Source organism: Nocardia sp. MDA0666, from assembly GCF_003023875.1.
GTDB classification, from domain to species: Bacteria; Actinomycetota; Actinomycetes; order Mycobacteriales; family Mycobacteriaceae; genus Nocardia; species Nocardia aobensis.
This window is the reverse complement of the sequence record NZ_PYHT01000001.1, coordinates 1-20,768: the sequence shown is the minus strand read 5'-3', so window position 1 is coordinate 20,768 and position 20,768 is coordinate 1. Positions and strand designations below refer to the sequence as shown.

Annotated in this window: 19 protein-coding genes; 6 read left to right on the top strand and 13 right to left on the bottom strand. The window is 68.1% G+C overall.

The annotated features are described in order from the left end of the window. Positions 1-44: 44 nt before the first annotated feature. The 6 genes from C8258_RS00095 to C8258_RS00070 all read right to left on the bottom strand — a co-directional run bounded on the left by C8258_RS00095 (position 45) and on the right by C8258_RS00070 (position 6,018). Complete coding sequence (locus tag C8258_RS00095; protein ID WP_106953326.1) at positions 45-1,388, bottom strand: LLM class flavin-dependent oxidoreductase; 1,344 nt, start codon at positions 1,386-1,388, stop codon at positions 45-47. 30 nt (positions 1,389-1,418) lie between these two features. Then, positions 1,419-2,315: an ABC transporter permease gene (locus C8258_RS00090; RefSeq protein WP_106953325.1), complete on the bottom strand. Its 897-nt coding sequence runs from the start codon at positions 2,313-2,315 to the stop codon at positions 1,419-1,421. Positions 2,316-2,319: 4 nt separating this feature from the next. Next, positions 2,320-3,153: an ABC transporter ATP-binding protein gene (locus C8258_RS00085; RefSeq protein WP_063063220.1), complete on the bottom strand. Its 834-nt coding sequence runs from the start codon at positions 3,151-3,153 to the stop codon at positions 2,320-2,322. Continuing rightward, positions 3,150-4,226, bottom strand: coding sequence for an ABC transporter substrate-binding protein (locus C8258_RS00080; RefSeq protein ID WP_106953956.1), 1,077 nt, complete (start codon positions 4,224-4,226; stop codon positions 3,150-3,152). The genes C8258_RS00085 and C8258_RS00080 overlap by 4 nt, the downstream gene beginning before the upstream one ends. Before the next feature lie 357 nt (positions 4,227-4,583). After that, positions 4,584-5,354 (bottom strand): IclR family transcriptional regulator, encoded by a 771-nt coding sequence (locus C8258_RS00075; RefSeq protein ID WP_106953324.1) that lies wholly within the window; start codon positions 5,352-5,354, stop codon positions 4,584-4,586. A 232-nt stretch (positions 5,355-5,586) separates the two neighbouring features. Continuing rightward, positions 5,587-6,018: a hypothetical protein gene (locus C8258_RS00070; protein ID WP_146161124.1), complete on the bottom strand. Its 432-nt coding sequence runs from the start codon at positions 6,016-6,018 to the stop codon at positions 5,587-5,589. Positions 6,019-6,139: 121 nt separating this feature from the next. On the opposite strand from C8258_RS00070, the gene C8258_RS00065 reads away from it, so the two are divergent. Then, on the top strand, positions 6,140-6,769 hold the full coding sequence (locus tag C8258_RS00065) for a TetR family transcriptional regulator (RefSeq protein WP_106953322.1): 630 nt from the start codon (positions 6,140-6,142) through the stop codon (positions 6,767-6,769). Between the two features lie 20 nt (positions 6,770-6,789). Here the strand turns inward: C8258_RS00065 and C8258_RS00060 are convergent, their stop codons facing one another. After that, positions 6,790-7,446 (bottom strand): TVP38/TMEM64 family protein, encoded by a 657-nt coding sequence (locus tag C8258_RS00060; protein ID WP_106953321.1) that lies wholly within the window; start codon positions 7,444-7,446, stop codon positions 6,790-6,792. A 299-nt stretch (positions 7,447-7,745) separates the two neighbouring features. On the opposite strand from C8258_RS00060, the gene C8258_RS00055 reads away from it, so the two are divergent. Genes C8258_RS00055 through meaB form a run of 3 tightly spaced genes read left to right on the top strand, consistent with a single transcriptional unit; the run spans position 7,746 to position 13,008 of the window. Further along, positions 7,746-9,605, top strand: coding sequence for a methylmalonyl-CoA mutase family protein (locus tag C8258_RS00055; protein ID WP_106953320.1), 1,860 nt, complete (start codon positions 7,746-7,748; stop codon positions 9,603-9,605). Further along, a complete protein-coding gene (scpA, locus tag C8258_RS00050) occupies positions 9,605-11,866 on the top strand; it encodes a methylmalonyl-CoA mutase (RefSeq protein WP_106953319.1) in 2,262 nt (753 codons plus the stop codon). The genes C8258_RS00055 and scpA overlap by 1 nt, the downstream gene beginning before the upstream one ends. Further along, positions 11,863-13,008, top strand: a complete 1,146-nt coding sequence (meaB, locus tag C8258_RS00045) for a methylmalonyl Co-A mutase-associated GTPase MeaB (protein ID WP_106953318.1) — start codon at positions 11,863-11,865, stop codon at positions 13,006-13,008. The genes scpA and meaB overlap by 4 nt, the downstream gene beginning before the upstream one ends. Before the next feature lie 37 nt (positions 13,009-13,045). On the opposite strand, the gene C8258_RS00040 is transcribed toward meaB, so the two are convergent. Together C8258_RS00040 and C8258_RS00035 are read right to left on the bottom strand one after the other, a co-directional pair. Then, entirely contained in the window at positions 13,046-13,927 is an 882-nt protein-coding gene (locus tag C8258_RS00040) for an amidohydrolase family protein (RefSeq protein ID WP_106953317.1), read from the bottom strand. After that, on the bottom strand, positions 13,924-14,976 hold the full coding sequence (locus C8258_RS00035) for a nucleoside hydrolase (protein WP_304598366.1): 1,053 nt from the start codon (positions 14,974-14,976) through the stop codon (positions 13,924-13,926). The genes C8258_RS00040 and C8258_RS00035 overlap by 4 nt, the downstream gene beginning before the upstream one ends. A gap of 145 nt (positions 14,977-15,121) precedes the next feature. Here C8258_RS00035 and C8258_RS00030 point away from each other — a divergent pair, with 145 nt between their 5' ends. Beyond that, positions 15,122-15,532, top strand: coding sequence for a hypothetical protein (locus tag C8258_RS00030; protein ID WP_106953315.1), 411 nt, complete (start codon positions 15,122-15,124; stop codon positions 15,530-15,532). 7 nt (positions 15,533-15,539) lie between these two features. Here the strand turns inward: C8258_RS00030 and C8258_RS00025 are convergent, their stop codons facing one another. Further along, positions 15,540-16,835, bottom strand: coding sequence for an FAD-dependent monooxygenase (locus C8258_RS00025; RefSeq protein WP_233224858.1), 1,296 nt, complete (start codon positions 16,833-16,835; stop codon positions 15,540-15,542). 51 nt (positions 16,836-16,886) lie between these two features. Here C8258_RS00025 and C8258_RS00020 point away from each other — a divergent pair, with 51 nt between their 5' ends. After that, the gene (locus C8258_RS00020) at positions 16,887-17,459 is read left to right on the top strand and encodes a TetR/AcrR family transcriptional regulator (RefSeq protein WP_106953313.1); all 573 of its coding nucleotides are present in this window, start codon (positions 16,887-16,889) and stop codon (positions 17,457-17,459) included. A 12-nt stretch (positions 17,460-17,471) separates the two neighbouring features. Here C8258_RS00020 and C8258_RS00015 read toward each other — a convergent pair whose 3' ends face one another. The 3 genes from C8258_RS00015 to C8258_RS00005 form a co-directional block, all read right to left on the bottom strand. Next, positions 17,472-17,855: a DUF2784 domain-containing protein gene (locus C8258_RS00015; protein WP_106953312.1), complete on the bottom strand. Its 384-nt coding sequence runs from the start codon at positions 17,853-17,855 to the stop codon at positions 17,472-17,474. Between the two features lie 480 nt (positions 17,856-18,335). After that, a complete protein-coding gene (locus C8258_RS00010) occupies positions 18,336-19,817 on the bottom strand; it encodes an SDR family NAD(P)-dependent oxidoreductase (RefSeq protein ID WP_106953311.1) in 1,482 nt (493 codons plus the stop codon). 83 nt (positions 19,818-19,900) lie between these two features. Next, on the bottom strand, positions 19,901-20,768 hold an 868-nt coding region (locus tag C8258_RS00005), incomplete at its 5' end, for an alpha/beta fold hydrolase (RefSeq protein WP_369974683.1).

Below are 20,768 nucleotides of genomic sequence, written 5' to 3'. Positions count from 1 at the left end.
TCCCGGATCTACCCGGAAGGGGCCTGTCGCGTTGTATCCGCCGGTCAGGCGCTGATCGCGGCTCCGGCCGCGAACCGGCTCTCCACCGGCGCGAGTCCGTAGTGCCCGCGCAGGGTGTCGGCGGTGTATTCGGTGCGGAACAGGCCCCGTTCCTGCAGGATCGGCACCACCCGGTCGACGAAATCGGTGAGTCCGCCGGGCAGATACGGCGGCATGATGTTGAATCCGTCCGCCGCGCCCGCCTCGAACCAGGTCTGCAGTTCGTCGGCGATCTGCTCCGGCGTGCCGGCGAAGCTGCGATGTCCGCGCCCGCCGCCGAGCTTGCCGATCAGCTGGCGCACGGTCAGCTGCTCCTGCGTGGCCAGCTCCTTGACCAGCGTGAACCGGGACTTGTTGCCCTCGATCTCGCTTTCCACCGGCAGCGGCGGCAGCGGCGCGTCCAGCGGATGGTCGGTCAGATCGATCCCCAGCTGCGTGGACAGCTGGCGCAACGCGTAGTCGGGGGAGATGAGATCGGTGAACTCCTGCTCCAGTGCCAGCGCTTCGGCGGGCGTATCGGCGATGTAGGGCACCAGACCGGGAAGCACCTTCAGCTCGTCGGCACCGCGGCCGTACTTCGGCAGCCGTGATTTCAGATCGCGATAGAAGCGCTGCCCCTCCTCCAGGGTGCGCTGCGCGGTGAACACCGCCTCGGCGTAGCGGGCGGCGAATTCCTTGCCGCTCTCGGAGGATCCGGCCTGCACCAGCAGTGGCCGGCCCTGCGGTCCGCGCGGGGAGTTCAACGGGCCGCGCACCCGGAACCGGTCGCTGTCGTAGTCGATGGTGTGCACCTTGTCCGGGGCGGCGAAGACACCGGCCTCGGGGTCGAGCACGATGGCCGAGGACTCCCAGCTGTCCCACAATCGCACAGCGACATCGACGAATTCGGTGGCGCGCTCATATCGCCGAGCATGTTCGGGAATGGCGTCGTAGCCGAAATTGTAGGCCTCGTCGACGCTGCCGGACGTGACGATGTTCCATCCGGCACGCCCGCCGCTGATGTGGTCGAGCGAGGCGAATTTGCGGGCCAGATTGAACGGTTCGTTATAGGTCGTCGAGGCCGTCGCGATGAGACCGATATGTTCGGTCGCCGCGGCGATGGCCGACAGCAATGTCACCGGTTCGAACACCGCGAGCGTATTGCGCTGAATGCGCGGGCCCACCGCCAGACCGTCGGCGAAGAAGACCGAATCCAGTTTGCCGCGCTCGGCGATGCGGCCCAATTCCTGGAAATGCTTCACGTCGAGCACGCGCCGTTCCTCGGTGCGCGGGTGGCGCCAGGCCGCCTCGTGATGACCGACGCCCATCAGAAAGGCGTTGAGATGAAAGGTTTTCGGTGATGGCGACATAGAGCGTCGTCGTCCCTTCGGTGTAGTGCTTCAGCGATCGGATTGCGGACGCCAGCGGGTGAGGCGGCGTTCGATCGCGACGAGTACGGCGTTGTAGACCAGGCCGACGATCGCGATGGCGACGATCCCGACATACATGTCGGGGATCTGGAAATTCTGCTGTGCGGCGGTGATGAGATAGCCGAGTCCCGCTCGCGCACCGGACATCTCGGTGGCGATCAGGACCAGGATCGAGGCCGAGGCCGCCATCCGGATGCCGGTGAAGATGGTCGGGACCGCGGCGGGCAGGATCACCTTCTGGAACAGCCGCAGCGGCGAGAAACCCAGCGACACAGCCGATTTGATCAACAGCGGGTCGACCGATCGAACACCGCTGATGGTGTTCAGCAGGATCGGGAAGAAGCCGGCGTAGACCACGATCGCGACTTTGGAGGTCTCGCCGATGCCGAGGATCAGGATGAACACCGGCAACAGCGCCAGCGCCGCGGTGTTGCGGAACAGTTCGAGCAGCGGGTTCACGAAGTCGGCCACCGGCTTGTACCACGCGATGGCGACGCCGGCCGGAACGGCGCACGCCACCGCTATCGCGAAGCCGACCAGAGATCGGCCCAGACTGGCGGAGGTGTTGTCCCACAGCTGGCCGTTGCGGATCAGCTCGTCTCCGCGCTGCACGACGGTGGAGAACGGCGGCAGAAAGATCTGATCGACCAGGCCGAAGCGGGGCGCGAGCTCCCAGAAGGCCAGGAACAGGCCGATGACCAGGACGGGCTTGAACAGCCGCCAGCCCCAGCGACCGGCCAGGGCGGCCAGCTGCCGCCCTGTGCCGGCGGTGGAGCGAGCGGGAGCCTCGGCCGTACTCACAGTCGGGACGGAGGACTTCTTCGACACCAGCACCGGTTCGGCGGTGGCGGGCAAGGTGGTGGACATGGTGTTACCTCCTGTCGGTGGCCGCGAGGTCGGCCTGCTCGAGACCCTGTGCGCGGGCCACCTCGTCGTGCAGCAGCGACCAGATCCGATGCCGGACTTCGCTGAAGTGTTCGCTGGAGCGGATGTCGGCGTCCGGGTCGGTGTCGCGGTCGAGATCGATATCGACCACCGCCTTGACCCGTCCCGGCCGCGAGGTGAGCACGGCCACCCGCTGTCCCAGATAGACGGCTTCGTTGATGTCGTGGGTGATGAACAGGATGGTCTTGCCGGTGGTGCGCCAGATGCGCAGCAGTTCGTCCTGCAGCGATTCGCGGGTCTGGGCGTCGAGCGCGGCGAACGGCTCGTCCATCAGCAACACCTCGGGATCGAAGGCGAGGCTGCGGGCGATGGCCACACGCTGTTTCATGCCGCCGGACAACTCGTGCGGGTAACGGTCGCCGAAGCCGGTCAGGCCGACCAGCTCCAGGTACTCGTCGGCGATCCGGCGGCGCTCGCGCCGGCGGATGCGCTTGGCCTCCAAGCCGAATTCGATATTGCCGCGCGCGGTGCGCCACGGCAGCAGCGCGTACTGCTGGAAAACGATCCCCCGGTCGAGTCCGGGACCGGTGACCGGCCGGCCGTCGAGCAGGATCTGGCCGTGGGTCGGCCGGGTCAGCCCGCCCAGCAGGTCCAGCAGGGTCGACTTACCCGAACCGCTCGGCCCGACCAGCACGAGGAATTCACCGTCGCGCACGTCCACGGTGATGTTCTCCAGCGCGGTGAACGGAGTTCCGGCGCCGCGCGCGGGAAACTCCTTGCGTACCCCGTCGAGCGCGAGTTTGATTGCCGTGACGCTCATTTGGCGGCCGCCACCTCTCCGGTCGGCCCGCTTTCGGCGGGATACTTGCCGTTGGCGTAGGGGTTGAACTTGTTGGTGTAGAGATCCTTGGCCGCGAACTTCCCGGCCGGCAGCTCACCGTTGCGGACCAGCCAGTCGATCCAGATCTGCAGCTCTCGCTCCTGGATCACCGCGCCGGGCACCGGAATGCCGGACGACTTGTAGGAGTCGAGCAGTTTGGTGTTCTCGTTGCGGCCGCGCTTGTGGATGATGTCGGCCAGTCGCGCCACCGCCTGATCGTGCGGCGTGATCTGCAGCCAGCGGGTCGCGCGGGCCGTGCCCTGGACGAAGTCGGCCACCGCGTCCTGATGATCGGCGATGTAGTCGTTGCGGAAAACGTAGGTGCCGTAGTCGAATTCGCCGAACAGGCCCTTGTCGGTGTAGAGCGGGTGGATGCCGCCGTGCGCGAGCGCGATGTCCTGCAGCGGACCGCCCAGTGCCGCCACGTCGATCTGCCCCTTCCGCAGCCCGTCTTCGGTATTCACCGGGGGAAGGACCACGAGCTGCACCTGCTTGATCTCATCGTCGGTGAGACCCTGATCGTGCAACCACTGCCGGGTGATGAATTCGTGATGGGCGCCGAGAGTGTTGACGCCGACCTTCTTCCCGATCAGGTCCTTGGCGGTCTTGATGCCCGAATCGTCGCGGACGTAGTAGCCGGTGAAGCTCTGCCCGTCGGCGCCGTAGGAGCTGAGCACCGAGGTGACCGGTGCGCCGCCGGCGATGAGCTTGACGACCGCGCCGTTGAACGCGCTGCCGAATTCGATCTGCTTGGTGGTGGCGGCCTGGATATTGGCCGGCCCGCTGGTGGTGTCGCCCTCCCACTTCAGCTCGATCTTGGAGAAGTAGCCGAGGTCGGCGGCCAGTTCATAGGGCGTGACCGTGCCAGCCTGGCCCTGGTAGCGAAGGATGGTCTTACCGTCGGCGGTGGTACCGGCGCCGGAACTCGAGCAGCCCGCGGCGAGCGCGGCGAGTACGGGCAGGGCGAGGACGGCGGCGAGGGCGCGCACCACCCGGGGTCGTCTGAACGACATGATCGGTTCTTTCACTGGATGCGTCTGCGGCCACGCGCACATCGGGGGCGGTGACCGGTAGATCGGCGAAACGAATTGCCTGGCAGGGGCTTTCGGCGACGGCAATGGCGCCCGTGCTCAGTCGCGACAGATCCCGTGCGGGACGCGCATGAGATCCACCGTGCGGCGGCGCGTCAAGAGTCGGGAGACGTTCATCGGGTGCCTTCTCGAAAAGTGCTCGGACCGGCGATACGGATCACAGCAACCTGCGTTGATCACATGGTGCGGCTGTCCGTGCTGGTGAGCAACGGTGTTTTCACAGTGTGGAAATCAGCGTGAGGATAATTCCGCAGCCGAAATGCGGGGCGTGCGAAGGGCTTACGAGGATGTGTCCGCGGCGTCGGGTTCGGCGTGCAGCAGCGGGCCGATCCGGTTCGCGATATGGCGCATCGGGGGCAGGATCGAGCGCATCAGGTCGGTGTCGAGGCGTGCGGACCGGGCCTGCACACAGAGCGCGCCGCGTACCTGCCGGCCGCGGCCGACGATCGGCACCGCGACCGAACGGATCGGATCGTCGCTGTCGATCACCTCGACCGCGAATCCGGCGCGGCGGACCCGGTCGAGATCGGCCGAGGCCGGCGGATCGGACTCGTGCCGGCCGGCGTAGGTCTCGATCAGGCGGTCGCCGGGGGAGAACGCCAGCAGTGCGTGCCCAGCGGCGCTGGATCGCAACGGGCGTCGGGGCCGCGGAATCTGGTTGGGGCAGAACGAGACCGGGGGCCGCGCCTGGAAGACGGTCAGCGCGTCGCGCGAGTCGGGCACGCTGAGACTGACCGAAATGCGGATATTGGCCGCCAGCGCGTAGAGGTGCGGCGCTGCCGAATCGAGGCCGAGTCGCGTCAGCGCCGGCCGCGCCAGCGACGCGAGCCCGTGCCCGATGCGGTAGCGGTCGTTGGCATGGTCCTGTTCCAGCAGTCGCCCGCGGACGAGGGCCTGCAGCAGCCGGTGCGTGGTGCTGACGGGCAGACCCGTCTGCTGTGCCAGTTCGCTGACCGACAGCTCGGGGTCGTCGCCGTCGAAGCAGTTCAGGACCGCGATCGCACGATCGACGGCGCGAGCGCCCGAACGCGGTTCATCGGTGGCGGCCATACATCCTCCTGCCGGGACCGAAAGTGATACAGGCACTCTGGTCCGGACGGGGACACGACACAATGATTGTGCGCAGCGAGAGCCGATCACTGGTCGGGCCGCCCTATTACGGCGGTCGATACTCCCGGTCGCTCATCATTACCGAGCGAGGACGAGCTTTATCTCGTTCCGGTACCGGAGACGATGTCGGCCGAGCAGGAATTCCGTTCCCGCGCGGCGGGGGTGGTCATCGTCAGCCTTCCAATTCGCGGGACAAACCGGCGGTGATCATGCTGAGAACCTGCCCCGCAACCGCGAGGTCGGCCGCCGGGACCGAACCGTAGACGCGGCCGAGCACCGCGCTCGTCCGGGAGCGGATGTCCGCGACGAGGCGAGCACCCGACTCGGTGACCACGAGTTCACCACCCGGCGCCTCGCGCATCAGATCACGCTTGGTGAGCCGCGTCGCGGCGGTCGCGACCACAGTGGGCGCCCAGGTCGTCTTCGCGGCGAGGGTGGCGATATGCCGCTCTCGATCGACGGTGCCGCCGGCTGCCGCGGCCTGGCTGAGAGTGATCCACTGCGCCTCGTCGACGCCGGTACCGGCGAGGACTCGATGCAGAAGCGCGTTGTGATGCTTTTCGGCCTGGCCGATGACCGACGGATCGAGGGTGACGGGGGACATGGCGGACTCCTGACTGCGGGACAGTGCGCCAATTCTGACACTGAGTTCCATACGAGCGCAAGTGTCGTTCGAATCTCAGTTTCTTACGTGCCTCGGAACCGGGTTCGGATAGCATCTCGGCATGCCCGATCCCGCATCCGACCGCACGCTGCCGCTGCGTGAGCGCAAACGGCTGCGCACCCGCCGCGCGCTGGCCGACGCTGCCCTGCGGCTGTTCACCGCACGTGGATTCGACGCGACGACGCTCGACGAACTCGTGGACGAGGCCGAGGTGTCGCGCAGCACCTTCTTCCGCACCTATCCGGCCAAGGAGGCGGCCGCCATCGAGGCGGAGGCCGAATTGTGGTCCGCATATCTCGCCGGGCTGGCGGATCGTCCGCTGACCGGAGTGGTGCTGGACGGTTTGCGAGAGACGCTGACCGCGGCCGTCGCCGAGCTGGAACCGGAGTGGGATCGCCGGTATGTCGCGACGCGCCGGCTCATCCGCACCACACCGGCGCTACTGGCCTACGTCGAGTACCACCGCCACGGCGTGAAGGCCGATGCGGTCACGATCCTCGCCGACCGCCTGGAACTGCCCGCGGACGATCTGCGACTGCACGTCCTGGCCGAACTGGTGACCTCGGCGTGGAGTGTGGCCGGCCGGGAATGGGTCCGCGCCGACGGCCGCGGCGGCCGGGACGCGCTGACGGACCGAGTGCGCGAGGCCTTCGAGGCGGTTCCGGCCGGTCTGGCACTGCGCGCGCGCTGAGCGGCCGCGGCGCTCGCGCGTCAGTGCGGTGCCGGCTCCTCGGCCGCCTCGGTGGCGACGGCCGCGAATTGCTCTGCGCCCCAGCGGGCGTCGACGATCAGCCCGATCACGCCGATGGTGATGCACGCCCCCGACAGCACCAGCAGACCCGGGTTCGTCCGGCCGGTCAGCGCGTCTCCGAGGACGACGACGCCGATGGTGCCGGGAATGATGCCCACGAAGGTGGCCAGCAGATAGGGCATCATCCGCACCGAGGACAGTCCGGCGCAGTAATTGATCACCGAGAACGGCACCGGCGCGATCAATCGCAGCGAGCCGACCGCGAGCCAGCCGCGCCGGGCCAGCCGCCGATCCACCGCCCGCACCGCCGGATGGGTCAACCGCGCGGCGACCTGATCCCGGTCCAGCGCCCGGACCAGCAGCAGAGCCAGCACGGCGCTGACCGTCGTCGCGGCGACCGCGAGGGTGATGCCGAGAATCGGCCCGAACAACAGTCCGGCGCTCAGTGTGAACACGGTGCGCGGAAACGGCGCCACCGTCACGAGCGCGTGGACGAGAAAGAACAGCAGCGGAAAGACCGGGCCGACCGAATCGGCCCAATCCCGAATCTGTTGCGGGGCCGGATGCGGGGCCAGCAGGGCGACCGCGATCAGGGCGGTTGCCAGGATCGCCAGCATCACGAGCCGTCGATTGCGCAGTAGTCGCAACGCCACATCCGTCGTCCTCGGCACCGCGACAGGTTACCGGTCGGTATGGCGAGGCTGTGCGAAGAGTATGCGAACACCGGGCTAGCATCGAATGAAGGTTGATGAATGATCGTTAACCGAACTGGTCGTCGACCTGCCGATATCGCACGCCCGTCGCACTGTGAAGGGGTCACACAGGCGGTTGCGAAGGCGCTGCGAAGAGTTGGGTCCCAGCGTAGGTATCCGGTACGAGTGAAGTATCGGAGTCGAGTGGAAGAGGTACAGCAGCGATGCCGATTGGTTCAGATCCGGGTGCGGACACCGTGCCCGGATACGCCGCATGGCGCAAGGGCGTGGCCGGAGTACTGGCCAAATCCCGCAAGGTCGAGGCATCCGAACTCGGTGACGAGCCGGAGCGCCTGCTCGAGGTCACCAATTACGACGGAGTGACCGTCGCGCCGCTGTACACCCGTCGCGACGAACTGCCCGAACAACCACTGCCGGGACGATTCCCGTTCGTGCGCGGTAACGAGGGCACCCGGGACGTGCACCGCGGCTGGCATGTCAGCGCCCGCATCGGCGGAACGGATCCGGCCGCCGTCAACGAGGAGATCCTCGCGGCCCTGGAGAACGGCGTCAGCTCCGTCTGGCTCGGCGTGGGCGAGAACGGCGTCCCGGTGCCGGGACTGGCGGACACGCTGCGCGGCCTGCTGTTCGAGCTGGCTCCGCTGAGCCTGCGGGCGGGTGCGGACACTCCGGCCGCCGCCGCCCAGGTGCTGGCCCTGCTCGACGGCTACGAGGTGGCCGACCGCTCCGATATCCACGTCTTCCTCGGCGCGGCGCCGCTGACCAGCCGCTTCGCCGGACTGGCCGACACCGATCTCGACGCCGCGGTCGAGCTGGCACGCACCGCCGCCGGCCGCACCGAGACCGTCCGGGCGATCACGGTGTCCGGCACCGTCTTCCACAACGCGGGCGCGTCCGACGCCCAGGAGATCGGCGCGGCCGTCGCCGCTGGCCTGGACTATCTGCGCGCACTCACCGACGCCGGCCTCGATATCGCCGACGCGCTGGATCAGGTGAGTTTCCAGCTGGCGGCGACCGACGATCAGTTCGAGACGATCGCGAAATTTCGTGCCGCCCGGCGGCTGTGGGCGCGGGTGGCGCACGAGGCGGGAGCGCCGGACTTCGGCAACGCGCCACAGCACGCCGTCACCTCGGAGGCGATGCTGAGCCAGCGCGATCCGTGGGTGAACATGCTGCGCACCACCCTGGCCGCTTTCGGCGCGGGCGTGGGCGGCGCGGACCTGGTCACCGTACTGCCGTTCGACGCGGCCCTGCCGGCCGGGGAACTCGGTGTGTCGCAAGCGTTCTCGGAACGCATGGCACGCAACACCCAGCTGCTGTTGCTCGAGGAGTCGCATCTCGGACATGTGCAGGACCCGGGCGCGGGTTCCTGGCATGTGGAGAGTCTCACCGCCGATGTGGCCGGTGCGGCGTGGGCGTTCATGCAGGAGCTCGAACGCGCCGGCGGATATCTCGCCGCCCTGGAGTCCGGCCTGCTGGCCGAGCGCATCGCCGACACCCGGACCCGCCGCGAATCCGATATCGCCCACCGCCGCACCGCGGTCACCGGTGTCAACGAATTCCCGAACCTCGCCGAGGAACCGCTGTCCGAGGCCGCGCGTGACACGAACGGGGTGGCCCGCTACGGCGCGGCCTTCGAGGCGCTGCGCAACCGTTCCGACGCCTACCTCGCCGCCCACGGCCGCCGGCCGCGTGCGCTGCTGGTGCCGCTGGGCCCGGTCGCCGAGCACAACGTGCGCGTGACCTTCACCGCGAACGTGCTGGCCTCGGGCGGCATCGAAACGGTGAACCCGGGAGCGCTGGAGACGTCCGCGATCGGCTCGGCCGCAACGGAATCCGGAGCGACGATGGCGGTGCTGTGCGGCAGCGACGCCCGCTACGGCACCGAGGCCGCGCCCGCCGTGCAGCAGCTGCGCGACGCCGGCGTGACGACGGTACTGCTGGCCGGACCGGAGAAGGCGGTGGCCGAGGTGAGCGGCACGCAGCGGCCGGACGGATTCCTCACGGCCCGCATGGACGCGGTGGCGACCCTGTCCGGCCTGCTGGAGAAGCTGGGAGCGTAATGACTACTCGAGATGTGAACCATGTGATCGGCAGTTTCGCCGAGGTGCCGCTGGGCGAACCGGCGGTCGGGCGGACCGGCGGCGGCGACGTCGAGGCGTTCGTCGCCGAATCGGCCGCCGCCAACGGCTACGCGCCCGAACAACTCGTCTGGGCCACCCCCGAAGGTATCGACGTCGCGCCGGTGTACACCAAGGCCGACCGCGATGCCGTTGTGGCCGAAGGCTATCCGCTCGACAGCGTGCCCGGTGTGGCGCCGTTCGTGCGCGGACCGTACCCGACCATGTACGTGAATCAGCCGTGGACCATCCGCCAGTACGCGGGTTTCTCCACCGCCGCCGATTCCAACGCCTTCTACCGCCGCAACCTGGCAGCGGGCCAGAAGGGTCTGTCGGTCGCCTTCGACCTGGCCACCCATCGCGGCTACGACTCCGATCACCCCCGGGTGACCGGTGACGTCGGTATGGCCGGCGTCGCCATCGACTCCATCCTGGACATGCGGGAACTGTTCGATCAGATTCCGCTGGATCAGGTGTCGGTGTCGATGACCATGAACGGCGCGGTGCTGCCGATCCTGGCGCTGTACGTCGTCGCCGCCGAGGAGCAGGGCGTCAAGCCCGAACAGCTGGCCGGAACCATTCAGAACGACATTCTGAAGGAGTTCATGGTCCGCAACACCTACATCTATCCGCCCAAGCCCTCGATGCGGATCATCTCCGACATCTTCGCCTACACCTCCGCGAAGATGCCGAAGTTCAACTCGATCTCCATCTCCGGCTACCACATCCAGGAAGCCGGAGCCACCGCCGACCTGGAGCTGGCCTACACCCTGGCCGACGGCGTCGAATACATTCGCGCCGGCCTGGACGCGGGTATGGAGATCGATCAGTTCGCGCCGCGGCTGTCGTTCTTCTGGGCCATCGGCATGAACTTCTTCATGGAGGTCGCCAAGCTGCGCGCGGGCCGGCTGCTGTGGAGCGAGCTGGTGTCGAAGTTCGAACCCAAGAGCCAGAAGTCGCTGTCACTGCGCACCCACTCGCAGACCTCGGGCTGGTCGCTGACCGCGCAGGACGTGTTCAACAACGTCGCGCGCACCTGTGTCGAGGCGATGGCCGCGACCCAGGGACACACCCAGTCGCTGCACACCAACGCCCTCGACGAGGCGCTGGCGCTGCCCACCGACTTCTCCGCCCGCATCGCCCGCAACACCCAGCTGCTGCTGCAGCAGGAATCGGGCACCACGCGCCCGATCGACCCGTGGGGCGGCTCCTACTACGTGGAGTGGCTGACCCATCAGCTGGCCGAGCGGGCACGGGCCCACATCGCCGAGGTCGAGGCGCACGGCGGTATGGCGCAGGCGATTTCGGAGGGCATCCCGAAGCTGCGCATCGAGGAGGCCGCGGCCCGTACCCAGGCACGCATCGACACCGGCGCGCAGCCGGTGATCGGCGTCAACAAGTACCAGGTGACCGAGGACCAGGAGATCGAGGTCCTCAAGGTCGAGAACTCGCGCGTGCGCGCCGAGCAGAACGAGAAGCTGCGCCGCCTGCGCGCCGAGCGCGACGGTGCCGAGGTCGAGCGAGCGCTGGCCGAATTGACCAGGGCCGCAGCATCTTCCGACGGCGGGATGGCCAACAACCTGCTCGCCCTGGCCATCGACGCCGCCCGCGCCAAGGCCACCGTCGGCGAGATCTCCGACGCGCTGGAGAAGGTGTACGGTCGCCACCAGGCCGAGATCCGCACACTGTCGGGCGTCTACCGAGAGGAGGCCGGCAAGGTGACCAACATCAGCAGGGCCATCGAGCTGGTCGAGGAATTCGCCGAGGCCGAGGGCCGCCGCCCCCGCATCCTCGTCGCCAAGATGGGCCAGGACGGGCACGACCGCGGTCAGAAGGTGATCGCGACCGCCTTTGCCGACCTCGGCATGGACGTCGATGTGGGCCCGCTGTTCCAGACCCCGGAAGAGGTGGCCCAGCAGGCGGCCGACAACGACGTGCACATCGTCGGTGTCTCCTCGCTGGCGGCCGGTCACCTCACGCTGGTGCCCGCCCTGCGGCAGGCGCTGGCCGATGTCGGACGCCCCGACATCATGGTCATCGTCGGCGGCGTGATCCCGCCTGGTGATTTCGACGAGCTGTATGCCGCCGGCGCCGCGGCGATCTTCCCGCCGGGCACCGTGATCGCCGATGCCGCGATCGGGCTGCTGCAGAAGCTGGCGGCCGAACTCGGCCACGAGATCGGCGGACAAGCCGAGGCGGAATGAGCGACGCCGAGCGGACTCCGGCGGGCGATGCGCCCGCCGGGGCCGGGCTGCCCGCCAACGCGGAGTTGCCCGGAACCCAGGCCCTGTCCACCGCCCGTGGCCTGCCCCCGGCGCTGCGCGTGGACGGACCGCAGTCGCAGGGCGGCGGCCGGCGCCGGACCATCGATGTGGCGGAGCTGGCAGGTGCGATCCGCGACAATCAGCGCGCCGCGCTCGCCCGCGCGATCACCCTGGTCGAATCCACCCGCGCCGATCACCGCGAGGCGGCGCAGCGCCTGCTGCTCGAGCTGACGGCCGAAGGTGGCGCCGTCGAATCCAATCGCGTCGGTATCACCGGCGTTCCGGGCGTGGGCAAGTCGACGTTCATCGACGCGCTCGGGATGTATCTGATCGGCCAGGGACATCGGGTCGCGGTGCTGGCGGTGGATCCGTCCTCGACCCGCACCGGTGGATCGATTCTCGGGGACAAGACGCGCATGGCGCGGCTGTCGGTCGAGCGTGAGGCGTTCATCCGCCCGTCGCCGACCGCGGGCACACTGGGCGGTGTCGCCAAGGCGACCCGGGAAACCATCGTGCTGCTCGAGGCCGCCGGTTACGACGTGATCCTGGTGGAGACGGTGGGTGTGGGCCAGTCCGAGGTGACCGTCGCCAATATGGTCGACGTGTTCTGCTTCCTCACCCTGGCCCGCACCGGAGATCAGTTGCAGGGCATCAAGAAGGGTGTCCTGGAGCTGGCCGACCTGGTCGCGGTCAACAAGGCCGACGGCCGCCACGAGGTGGAGGCGCGGGCGGCCGCGCGCGAACTGCAGGGCGCGATGCGGCTGATCCATCCGCGCGAATCCCTGTGGCGCCCACCGGTTCTCACCATGAGCGGGCTGAACGGCACCGGTCTGGACACCTTCTGGGATACGGTTCTCGAACACCGGCGGGTGCTCACCGAGGCGGGCGAGTTCGCGGAGAAGCGCCGGCGCCAGCAGGTCGACTGGACCTGGACCATGGTGCACGATCAGCTGCTGCGCCGGCTGGCAGACAGTCCCGGCGTGAAAGCGATTCGCGCGCAGGTGGAAAAGCAGATCCGCGACGGCTCGCTGACCCCGGCCCTGGCGGCCGAGGAACTGCTGCGCGCCTTCGACGAGAAATAGCGGCTGTCCGGGCGACGAGTATTCGTCCCCGGACAGCTCACTTCACCAGGAACAGTCGCGCCGCGTTGCCGTAGCAGACCGCGCGCAACCAGTCCGCACCCAGATCGAGTCGTTCGAGCGCTTCCAGCGCGTGAACGTAAGGGTACGGGATGTTCGGGAAGTCGCTGCCGAACAGAATGCGCTCGCCCAGGTCCGCCAAGCGGGCGTACTCGGTGCGCGGGAACGGGTTTCGTTCCTCGATGAAATCGGTGAACGACATGGTGGTGTCGAGGTGCACGTTGTCGTAGCGTTCGGCGAGGTCGAGAAACGGCGAGTATTCCGGGACACCCATGTGGGCGACGATCAGGGTCAGTCGCGGAAATCGGTGCAGCAGTGCCGCGATCGGCTCCGGACCGGTGAAAGTCCCCGGCGCCGGGCCCGAACCGCAGTGGATCAGCACCGGAATCCCGGCCTCGGACAGCAGCCCCCACACCTCGGTCAGCAACGGATCGCCGGGATGGTAGTCACCGACCTGGATATGTGATTTGAAGATCCGCGCTCCGGATTCGACCGCCGCGCTCACATAGCTTCCGGCACCGTGTTCGGGATAGAACGTGTGCAAGCAGTCCGGGGTGCGCGCCGCGAAGTCGGCGGCCCATTCGTTCAGCCACGCCGCCATATCGGGTTTGTGGGGATACACCAGCGAGGTGAAGGCCCGCACTCCGAAGCCGCGCAGCGTATCCAGGCGCTCCTGCTCGTCGTCTCGATAGGCGATCGGCCAGGGCCGCCCGATCAGCGGGCCCGCGGAGTCGAAATACGCCCACACCTTGCGCAGTACCCGGTCCGGCATGAAATGGGTGTGCACGTCGATGATTCCGGGCAGCTCCGCCCTGCTCAGGAATCGCGCGACCGCCGCCCGGTCCCCGTGGTCGACCGTCACCGAACCTCCTGTGCCACCGGCGGATACAGCGTCGCCGCGAAATCACCGATCCGCGCGATCATGCGATCGAAGAAGGCGGCCGGATCGGTGCCGACCGCGATATCGGCATTGGGCGCGCGGCCCCACATCCCCGCCCAATCGGCGACCGTGCTGCCGCGCGTGAGGGTGCCGGCCAGCTCGACATCCACGGTGGCCGGGCGCAGCACCGCCAGGGTCGGTTCGAGCGCGACCGCCGCGGCGAACGGATCGTGCATATGCGCCAGGTACCCCTGATCGTAATGCTGGTGGAACTCGAAGTAGAACCGGACCGCGTCGATCAGGAATCGCACGATCGGATTGGTGGCCTCGGACCGGAGCCCGGGCGGATCGCCGGGTGCCGGCATCGCGGCGCCGGCGCAGTGCGCCCGTTCGGCGATCCGTCGCAGATGTTCCGGGAACATCTCGATCGACTCGGTGATGTCGAGCGCGCAGACGATCGGTCGCCGATCCTGCGGCGTGGAGGAGAACGCGTCGAAGACCACTTTGGCGGCCTCCGGGTCGACATGCACATTCCACTCGTTGGTGGGGGTGGTGTTACCGGGATGCCGGAACGCGCCACCCATGATCACCAGCCGCCGAAGCAGGTGCGGCAGTTGGGGTTCCAGTTCCAGCGCCAGGGCCAGATTCGTCAACGGTCCCGTGCACAGGCCCAGGACCGCGCCGGGATGCGCCCGGACGGTGTCGACCCACAGCTGCGCCGCCGAACGATCCGACAGCGGGCGCGGCGAGGGCGGTAATTCGGCATAGCCGATCCCGTGCGGGCCGTGGGTGTCCTCGGTGGTTTGCAGCGGAATCGCCAGTGGCTGCGCCGCCCCGAGCGCCACCTCGATGGCCGGCGCCCGGCACAGATCCAGCAGAGCCAGATTGTTCGCCGCGACCTGCGCTGTGGGCACATTGCCTCCGGTCGAGGCGATTCCGGCGATCTCCAGTTGCGGATCCGCCAGCAGATACAGCAGTGCCAGCGCATCGTCGATGCCGGTGTCCACGTCCACCATGATCGTCTGCCGCACGGTGCGAGAGTAACGGCCCGCCGCCGACTCGCCCCGTCCGGCCTGTCGGCGCGCGAAACGATGCGGTCGAGGGTAGTTTCGACATGTCATTTTCTCGTGTTGTGGTCCGTGCGGTTTCTCGCAGCGGCCTGGGGGTGTTTCGCCGGTGAGATTCGCGGACCGTTTCAACCATGTCATCTCGCAGTGGGAGCAGGTGCACGGTACCCGGATGACCAATCGCGCGTTGGCTTTTCGCGTGACTCAGGCCGGGCATCCGGTATCGGCGACCTATCTGTCCCAGCTGCGCTCGGGCAACCGGGACAACCCGTCGCAAGCGCTGGTCGAAACCGTGGCCAGGGTGCTGGCGGTGGAATCGACCCGGTTCAACGACGGCGGGCCGGGCGATCCGGCCCCCGGGGACGACCTGGTGTCGTCGACGGTGGACGATCCGGCGTTGCGGCGGCTGCTCACCACCGCGGCCGGACTGTCCGCCTCCTCGATCGAGCTGCTCTCGGACGTGGCGGCCAAGCTGCGGCTCGCCGAGGGATTGGCGCCGGGCACGACGGCCCAGCTGTAACCCGCGCCTACCGGCCGCTCACGGCGCTGGAGGCCGCGTACGTGGGAAGTTCGTACTCGTCGGTCTTGCCGAAGAACAGCTTCATCATCACCGGCCGCATCGGCTTCGACATCATGATCCGGTTGGCGGTCCGGCGCAGCGATGTGCCGAAGTCGCTGGGGGACAGCATCATCTCGATGCCGCCGCCGGGAAGTTCCTTCGCCTTGTCGAGAAACGGCGTGACCTTCTCCTCGTACCGACGCAGCGCCGCCGGCACATCGCCGGGATCGGCCGCGAGCTCACCGGCGAGGATGTAGGCGCCGACGAGCGCCATGGCGGTGCCCATGCCGGTCATCGGGGAGCCGCAGTATCCGGCGTCGCCGACCAGGGTCACGCGGCCGGCCGCCAGGGTGGGCATGTCGATGCGCGCGAGTTCGTCGAAGTAGAAGTCGTCGGCCTCGGTCATGGCCGCCAGGATCGTCGGTGCGTGCCAGTGCGGCTGGGAGCCGATCTTCTCGTGGATCAGCCGCTGCTGAGCGGCGGTATCGCGGCGCAGCGCCGGGTCGGGCTCGCCGAGCAGGGTGAGAATCGCCTTGGCGGTGGCGGGATCGCGGTCGGGCCGCAAGCCGACCGCGGCGGACGGGACCAGCTGCATGGCGAACCAGCCGGGCGTGACCCCCTCCGGGGTGGGCATCGTGAAGAACGAGGCGTAGCCACCGAGGAACGTGCTGAACTGCTCCTCCGGGCCGAAGGCCAGTCGCCGGGTCGCCGAATGCACGCCGTCGGCGCCGATGACGAGATCGAAGCGCCCACTGCGTCCCGAGGCGAACTCGACCGTCACGCCGGTGCCGTCCTGGGTCAGCGATTCGATCCAGTCGCCGTAGCGGTAGTCCAGTTCGCCGCCGGCAGCGGCGACCGCGTCGAGCAGGACCTGGTTCAGGTCGCCCCGGGTGATCTCGATTTCGGCCACCGGGCCCTTGCCCTCGAAGTGTTCCATCGACATGTTCGCGTAGTTGCGGCCCTTGTGATCGATGTAGGAGATGCCGAGTTCTTCGAGCTGGTACTCGGCGATGCCCGGCATCAGGCCCATGCGCTCGGCCACTTCGCGGCTGGGGCCACGCAGATCGACCGCCTGGCCGCCCGGGCGGGCAGCGGTGGCACGCTCGACGACGGTGACCGCGACGCCGGCTCGAAGCAGTTGCAGCGCAACGGCATTGCCGGCGATGCCGCCGCCGGAGACCAGGATGTTCAGGGGGCGGGAGACGGTGTTCATGGTGGCGGTTCCTATCGGTTGGTCCGAACGTCTTAGACAAATGTGCCACATGGCTGGCACGTTTGTCTAGTACAAATGTCTAAGACGTTGTAACCTGGGCTTATGGGTAATCGAGAGGATCTGTTGGCGGGTGCGAGGAAGGCGATTCTGGAGCGAGGTCTCGCCAAGGTGACCGCACGCGATATCGCCGGTGCCGCCGGGGTCAGCCTGGCCGCCATCGGCTATCACTTCGGTACGAAGGATCGGTTGGTCGCCGAGGCCATCGCGGAGGTGACCGGTGACGAGATCGGCCGGGGGATGGAGGAGGCCATCCGCGACGCGGGGGAGGGGCGCACCCTGGCGCAATCGCTGGAGGCCACCTGGAACGGCATGATGGACGTCATCCAGAACCATCCCGACGAGCTGATTCTCAGCTTCGAGAACGGAGTGCGGGTGGCGCGCTCACCGGAATCCCAGGAGTACTTCTCCCATGCCACCGAGGAGGTCTACGCGGGGCTCGTCGAGCCGCTGCGTGCGGTGCATCCCGAGTTGTCGGCCGGCGATGCCCGCGCGGTCGCCAAACTATATTTCGCGCTGTTCCAGGGTATTGCGCTGCAGTGGCTGATCGCTCCTGCCGGTGATCAGCTGACCGGTGACGACGTCGTCCGTGCGGTACGAGCGATGAGCCGGGAGTAGCGGGTGCGGCTGCTATTCGGCGACCGCGTGATGCGATCGGTAACGCCGGCGCCTGCCCAGCCGGACGAAGCCGATCCACGACACCACCACCAGCGCCATGACCAGGACACGCACCAGGTCCAAGGCACTGCTCGGATAGAGAACCCCGGTGATGTAGTGGGCGATGAAGCCGGTCGACGGTAGGCCGGCTTCGCCCCCGCGTTCCCTGGCCCACGTCTCCAGATAGGTCAGGGGGCAGTCGACGCCGACGAGGACCGTGCTGAAACCCCAGGCCACCGCGGCGATATGGGCCCAGATCGTCCACCGCCACCGCCACGCGACGAAACCGCCGACGACGAGGTAGGCGATGAACAGGAAATGCACACCCGCGGTGACATCTGCCAGCAGCCGGTACATCACGTAATCCAGACTAAAGCGATCGTCGACCACGTGCGCGGAATTTCGTCTCCTGCCACGGTGTAGCCGGGGTGAACGTCGTTGCCTCCCATGGCCTTCCGATCGCAGGCGGTGTTCGACATCTGAAAGATACCGGTACGCACATATGCGCATTTAACAATCTGTTGGCGGACATGGCTTGGTGCCGGCAACCAGGAGGGGAGCGGCACCACCTGACAGTCAGGACGGAGAGATCAATGCCCCGGCGTCCGCGAAGGGGAGTAGTCCAGCGGCGTGTTGGGGAGGAGACGGCGGTGGTACCTGTTGTCGCACTGAGAGATTCGAGTGCCTTACGAAATCGGAAGCCACCTCGGAGATTGGGCGGGCCGAGGTTCAATACTGATACGGAGATATGCGCATCTAAACATGTGTACCGATCCAACGTGTGATCAATCGACTCCAAAAACACCCGTTCAAAGAAAGCCGCGACGCGGCTGGGAATCACCAGTTGGACGGCTCGTAGTCCTTGAGGAAGCAGCCGAAGAGGTCGACGCCGTCTTCACCGCGCACGATCGGGTCGTAGACGCGGGCGGCGCCGTCGACGAGGTCGAGGGGAGCGTGGAAGCCCTCCTCGGCGAGGCGGACCTTGGTGTAGTGCGGGCGCTCGTCGGTGATCCAGCCGGTGTCGACGGCGGTCATGAGGATGCGGTCGGTCTCGAACATCTCGCCGGCGCTGGTGCGGGTGAGCATGTTGAGCGCGGCCTTGGCCATATTGGTGTGCGGGTGGCCGGGGCCCTTGTACCCGCGGCTGAAGACGCCTTCCATGGCGGAGACGTTGACGACGTATTTGCGGCGGGCCGGTGATGCGGCGAGCGCGGGCCGCAGCCGGGAGATCAGCAGGAACGGCGCGGTCGAGTTGCACAGCTGCACTTCGAGCAGTTCAGTGGCGTCGACCTCGGCGACGGTCTGTACCCAGCTGTTGGTGTGGGCGAGATCGGGTACGAGCCCACCGGCGTCGATCGCCACGCCGCGCGAAATGCGTTCGGGGGTGGCGGATCCCGCGACCAGGGCGAGATCGGTGACCTCGGCGGCGGACAGGGTGGTCGGTACCGGCGCGGAGTGCAGGGAGGCGGTCAGCGCGTTCGGGTGAGCCTGGGTGGTGTGGCCGAAGGTGATGGTGTCGGGCAGCTCACCCGCGGGAAGTGGCGCGGATTCGGCCTCGACGAGCGCGGCGTAGGCGCCGGCCGAGCGCCGGACGGTCTGGGCCGCGTTGTTGATGATGATGTCCAGTGATCCCTGGGCGGCGACGTCGTCGGCAAGGGCGACGACCTGGGCCGGATCGCGCAGGTCGATGCCGACGATGCGCAGCCGGTGCAGCCATTCGGCGCTGTCGGGCTGGGCGGTGAAGCGGCGGATCGCGTCGTTGGGGAAGCGGGTCGTGACGGTGGTGTGGGCGCCGTCGCGCAGCAGCCGCAGGGCGATGTACATGCCGATCTTGGCGCGGCCGCCGGTGAGCAGCGCGCGGCGGCCGGACAGATCGGTGCGGGCGTCGCGTTTGGCGTGATTACGGGCGGCGCAGTCGGGGCACAGCTGGTGGTAGAAGCGGTCGACGCGGGTGTAGCGCTGTTTGCAGATGTAGCAGGGCCGTGCGCGCAGCAGGGTGCCCGCGGCGTCGCCGTCGACGGAGGTGGACAACGGGATGCCGGCCGTCTCGTCGTCGATGCGGTGGGGGGAGCCGGTGGCGGTCGCGGCAACCACCGCCCGGTCGGCTTCGGCGACGGCGGCGCGGGCCTGATCGCGGCGGCGGCGCTTCAGTTTCTTGAACATGTGCCCGACCGCACGCTGCACCGCGACGGAGTCGGGGTGCTTGTCGTCGAGCAGTGCGGCCTGGTCGAGGACGCGCAGGCAGATCGCCAGTTCCTCGGCATCGATGGTGTCCGGCAGGGACGTGGTGGGCGCGGTCGTCGTGGTGTGCTCAGCCATCGTGCTGCCGGATGATCCTTCGTCTGCGGGGGTGTGCCGCCACCTATTGTCGCATCGCGGCTAGTGGAAGCTGCCGGGGCTCCTCAGCGCGGGGTGTAGTGGATGGGCCGGTGGTCGGTGTGCTGGTCGTCGATGAAGTTGGCGATGGCTTCCACGACCAGCAGCGGCTCGGTCAGCGGCAGCCAGGGGTCGGCGGGCAGTTCGCGCAGCCAGAGGCGGTCGACGTCGCGGCGGATGTGGGTCCGCAGGCTGGGCAGGGCGGCGGTGTCGGCGCGGTCGAGGATGAGCTGGATCGGTACGGCGGTGTGTTGCGGGCGTGGGTGGCGCAGGTGGTGGACGAGGTTGGCGGACACGATCCGGGCGCCGGCGAGCAGGTCGGTGGGCCAGGTGCCGGCCTGGGGGAGGACGCGGGCGCGCAGGCGGGGCCAGTGCAGGAGGCGGCGGCCGAGGACCAGCCAGCTCAGGCGCGGCAGCCGCCACCAGGGGCTGCGGGGGCAGCGGAGGTCACGCAGCGCGAGGGCCAGATGGTCGAGGTGGGGTGCCGACAGTGCGGTAGCGGAGGCGATGCGGGTGTTGGCGCGCGGGTCGCCGAGGGCGTACCAGATCTGGATCGCGCCCCAGCCGTGGCCGGCGAGGTGGACGGGTGTGCGGGGGCTGACGGCGTCGAGGACGGCGAACAGGTCGTCGGCGAGGTGGGGCAGGCGGTAGCGGTGGGTGCGGGTGGGTGCGCTGGAGCGGCCGTGTCCGCGGACGTCGTAGGTGACGACGTGGAAGCTGTCGGCGAGTCCGGTGGCGACGCGGTTCCAGATGCGGTGGGTGTCGGTGATGCCGGGAATGAGGACGATCGTGTCGGCCTCCGGATGGCCGTATTCGTAGACGGCGAGGTCGCCGCCGGGGGCGGTGACGGTGCGGTGGCTGTCGCTTATACACATTTCCGAGCCCACGAGACCG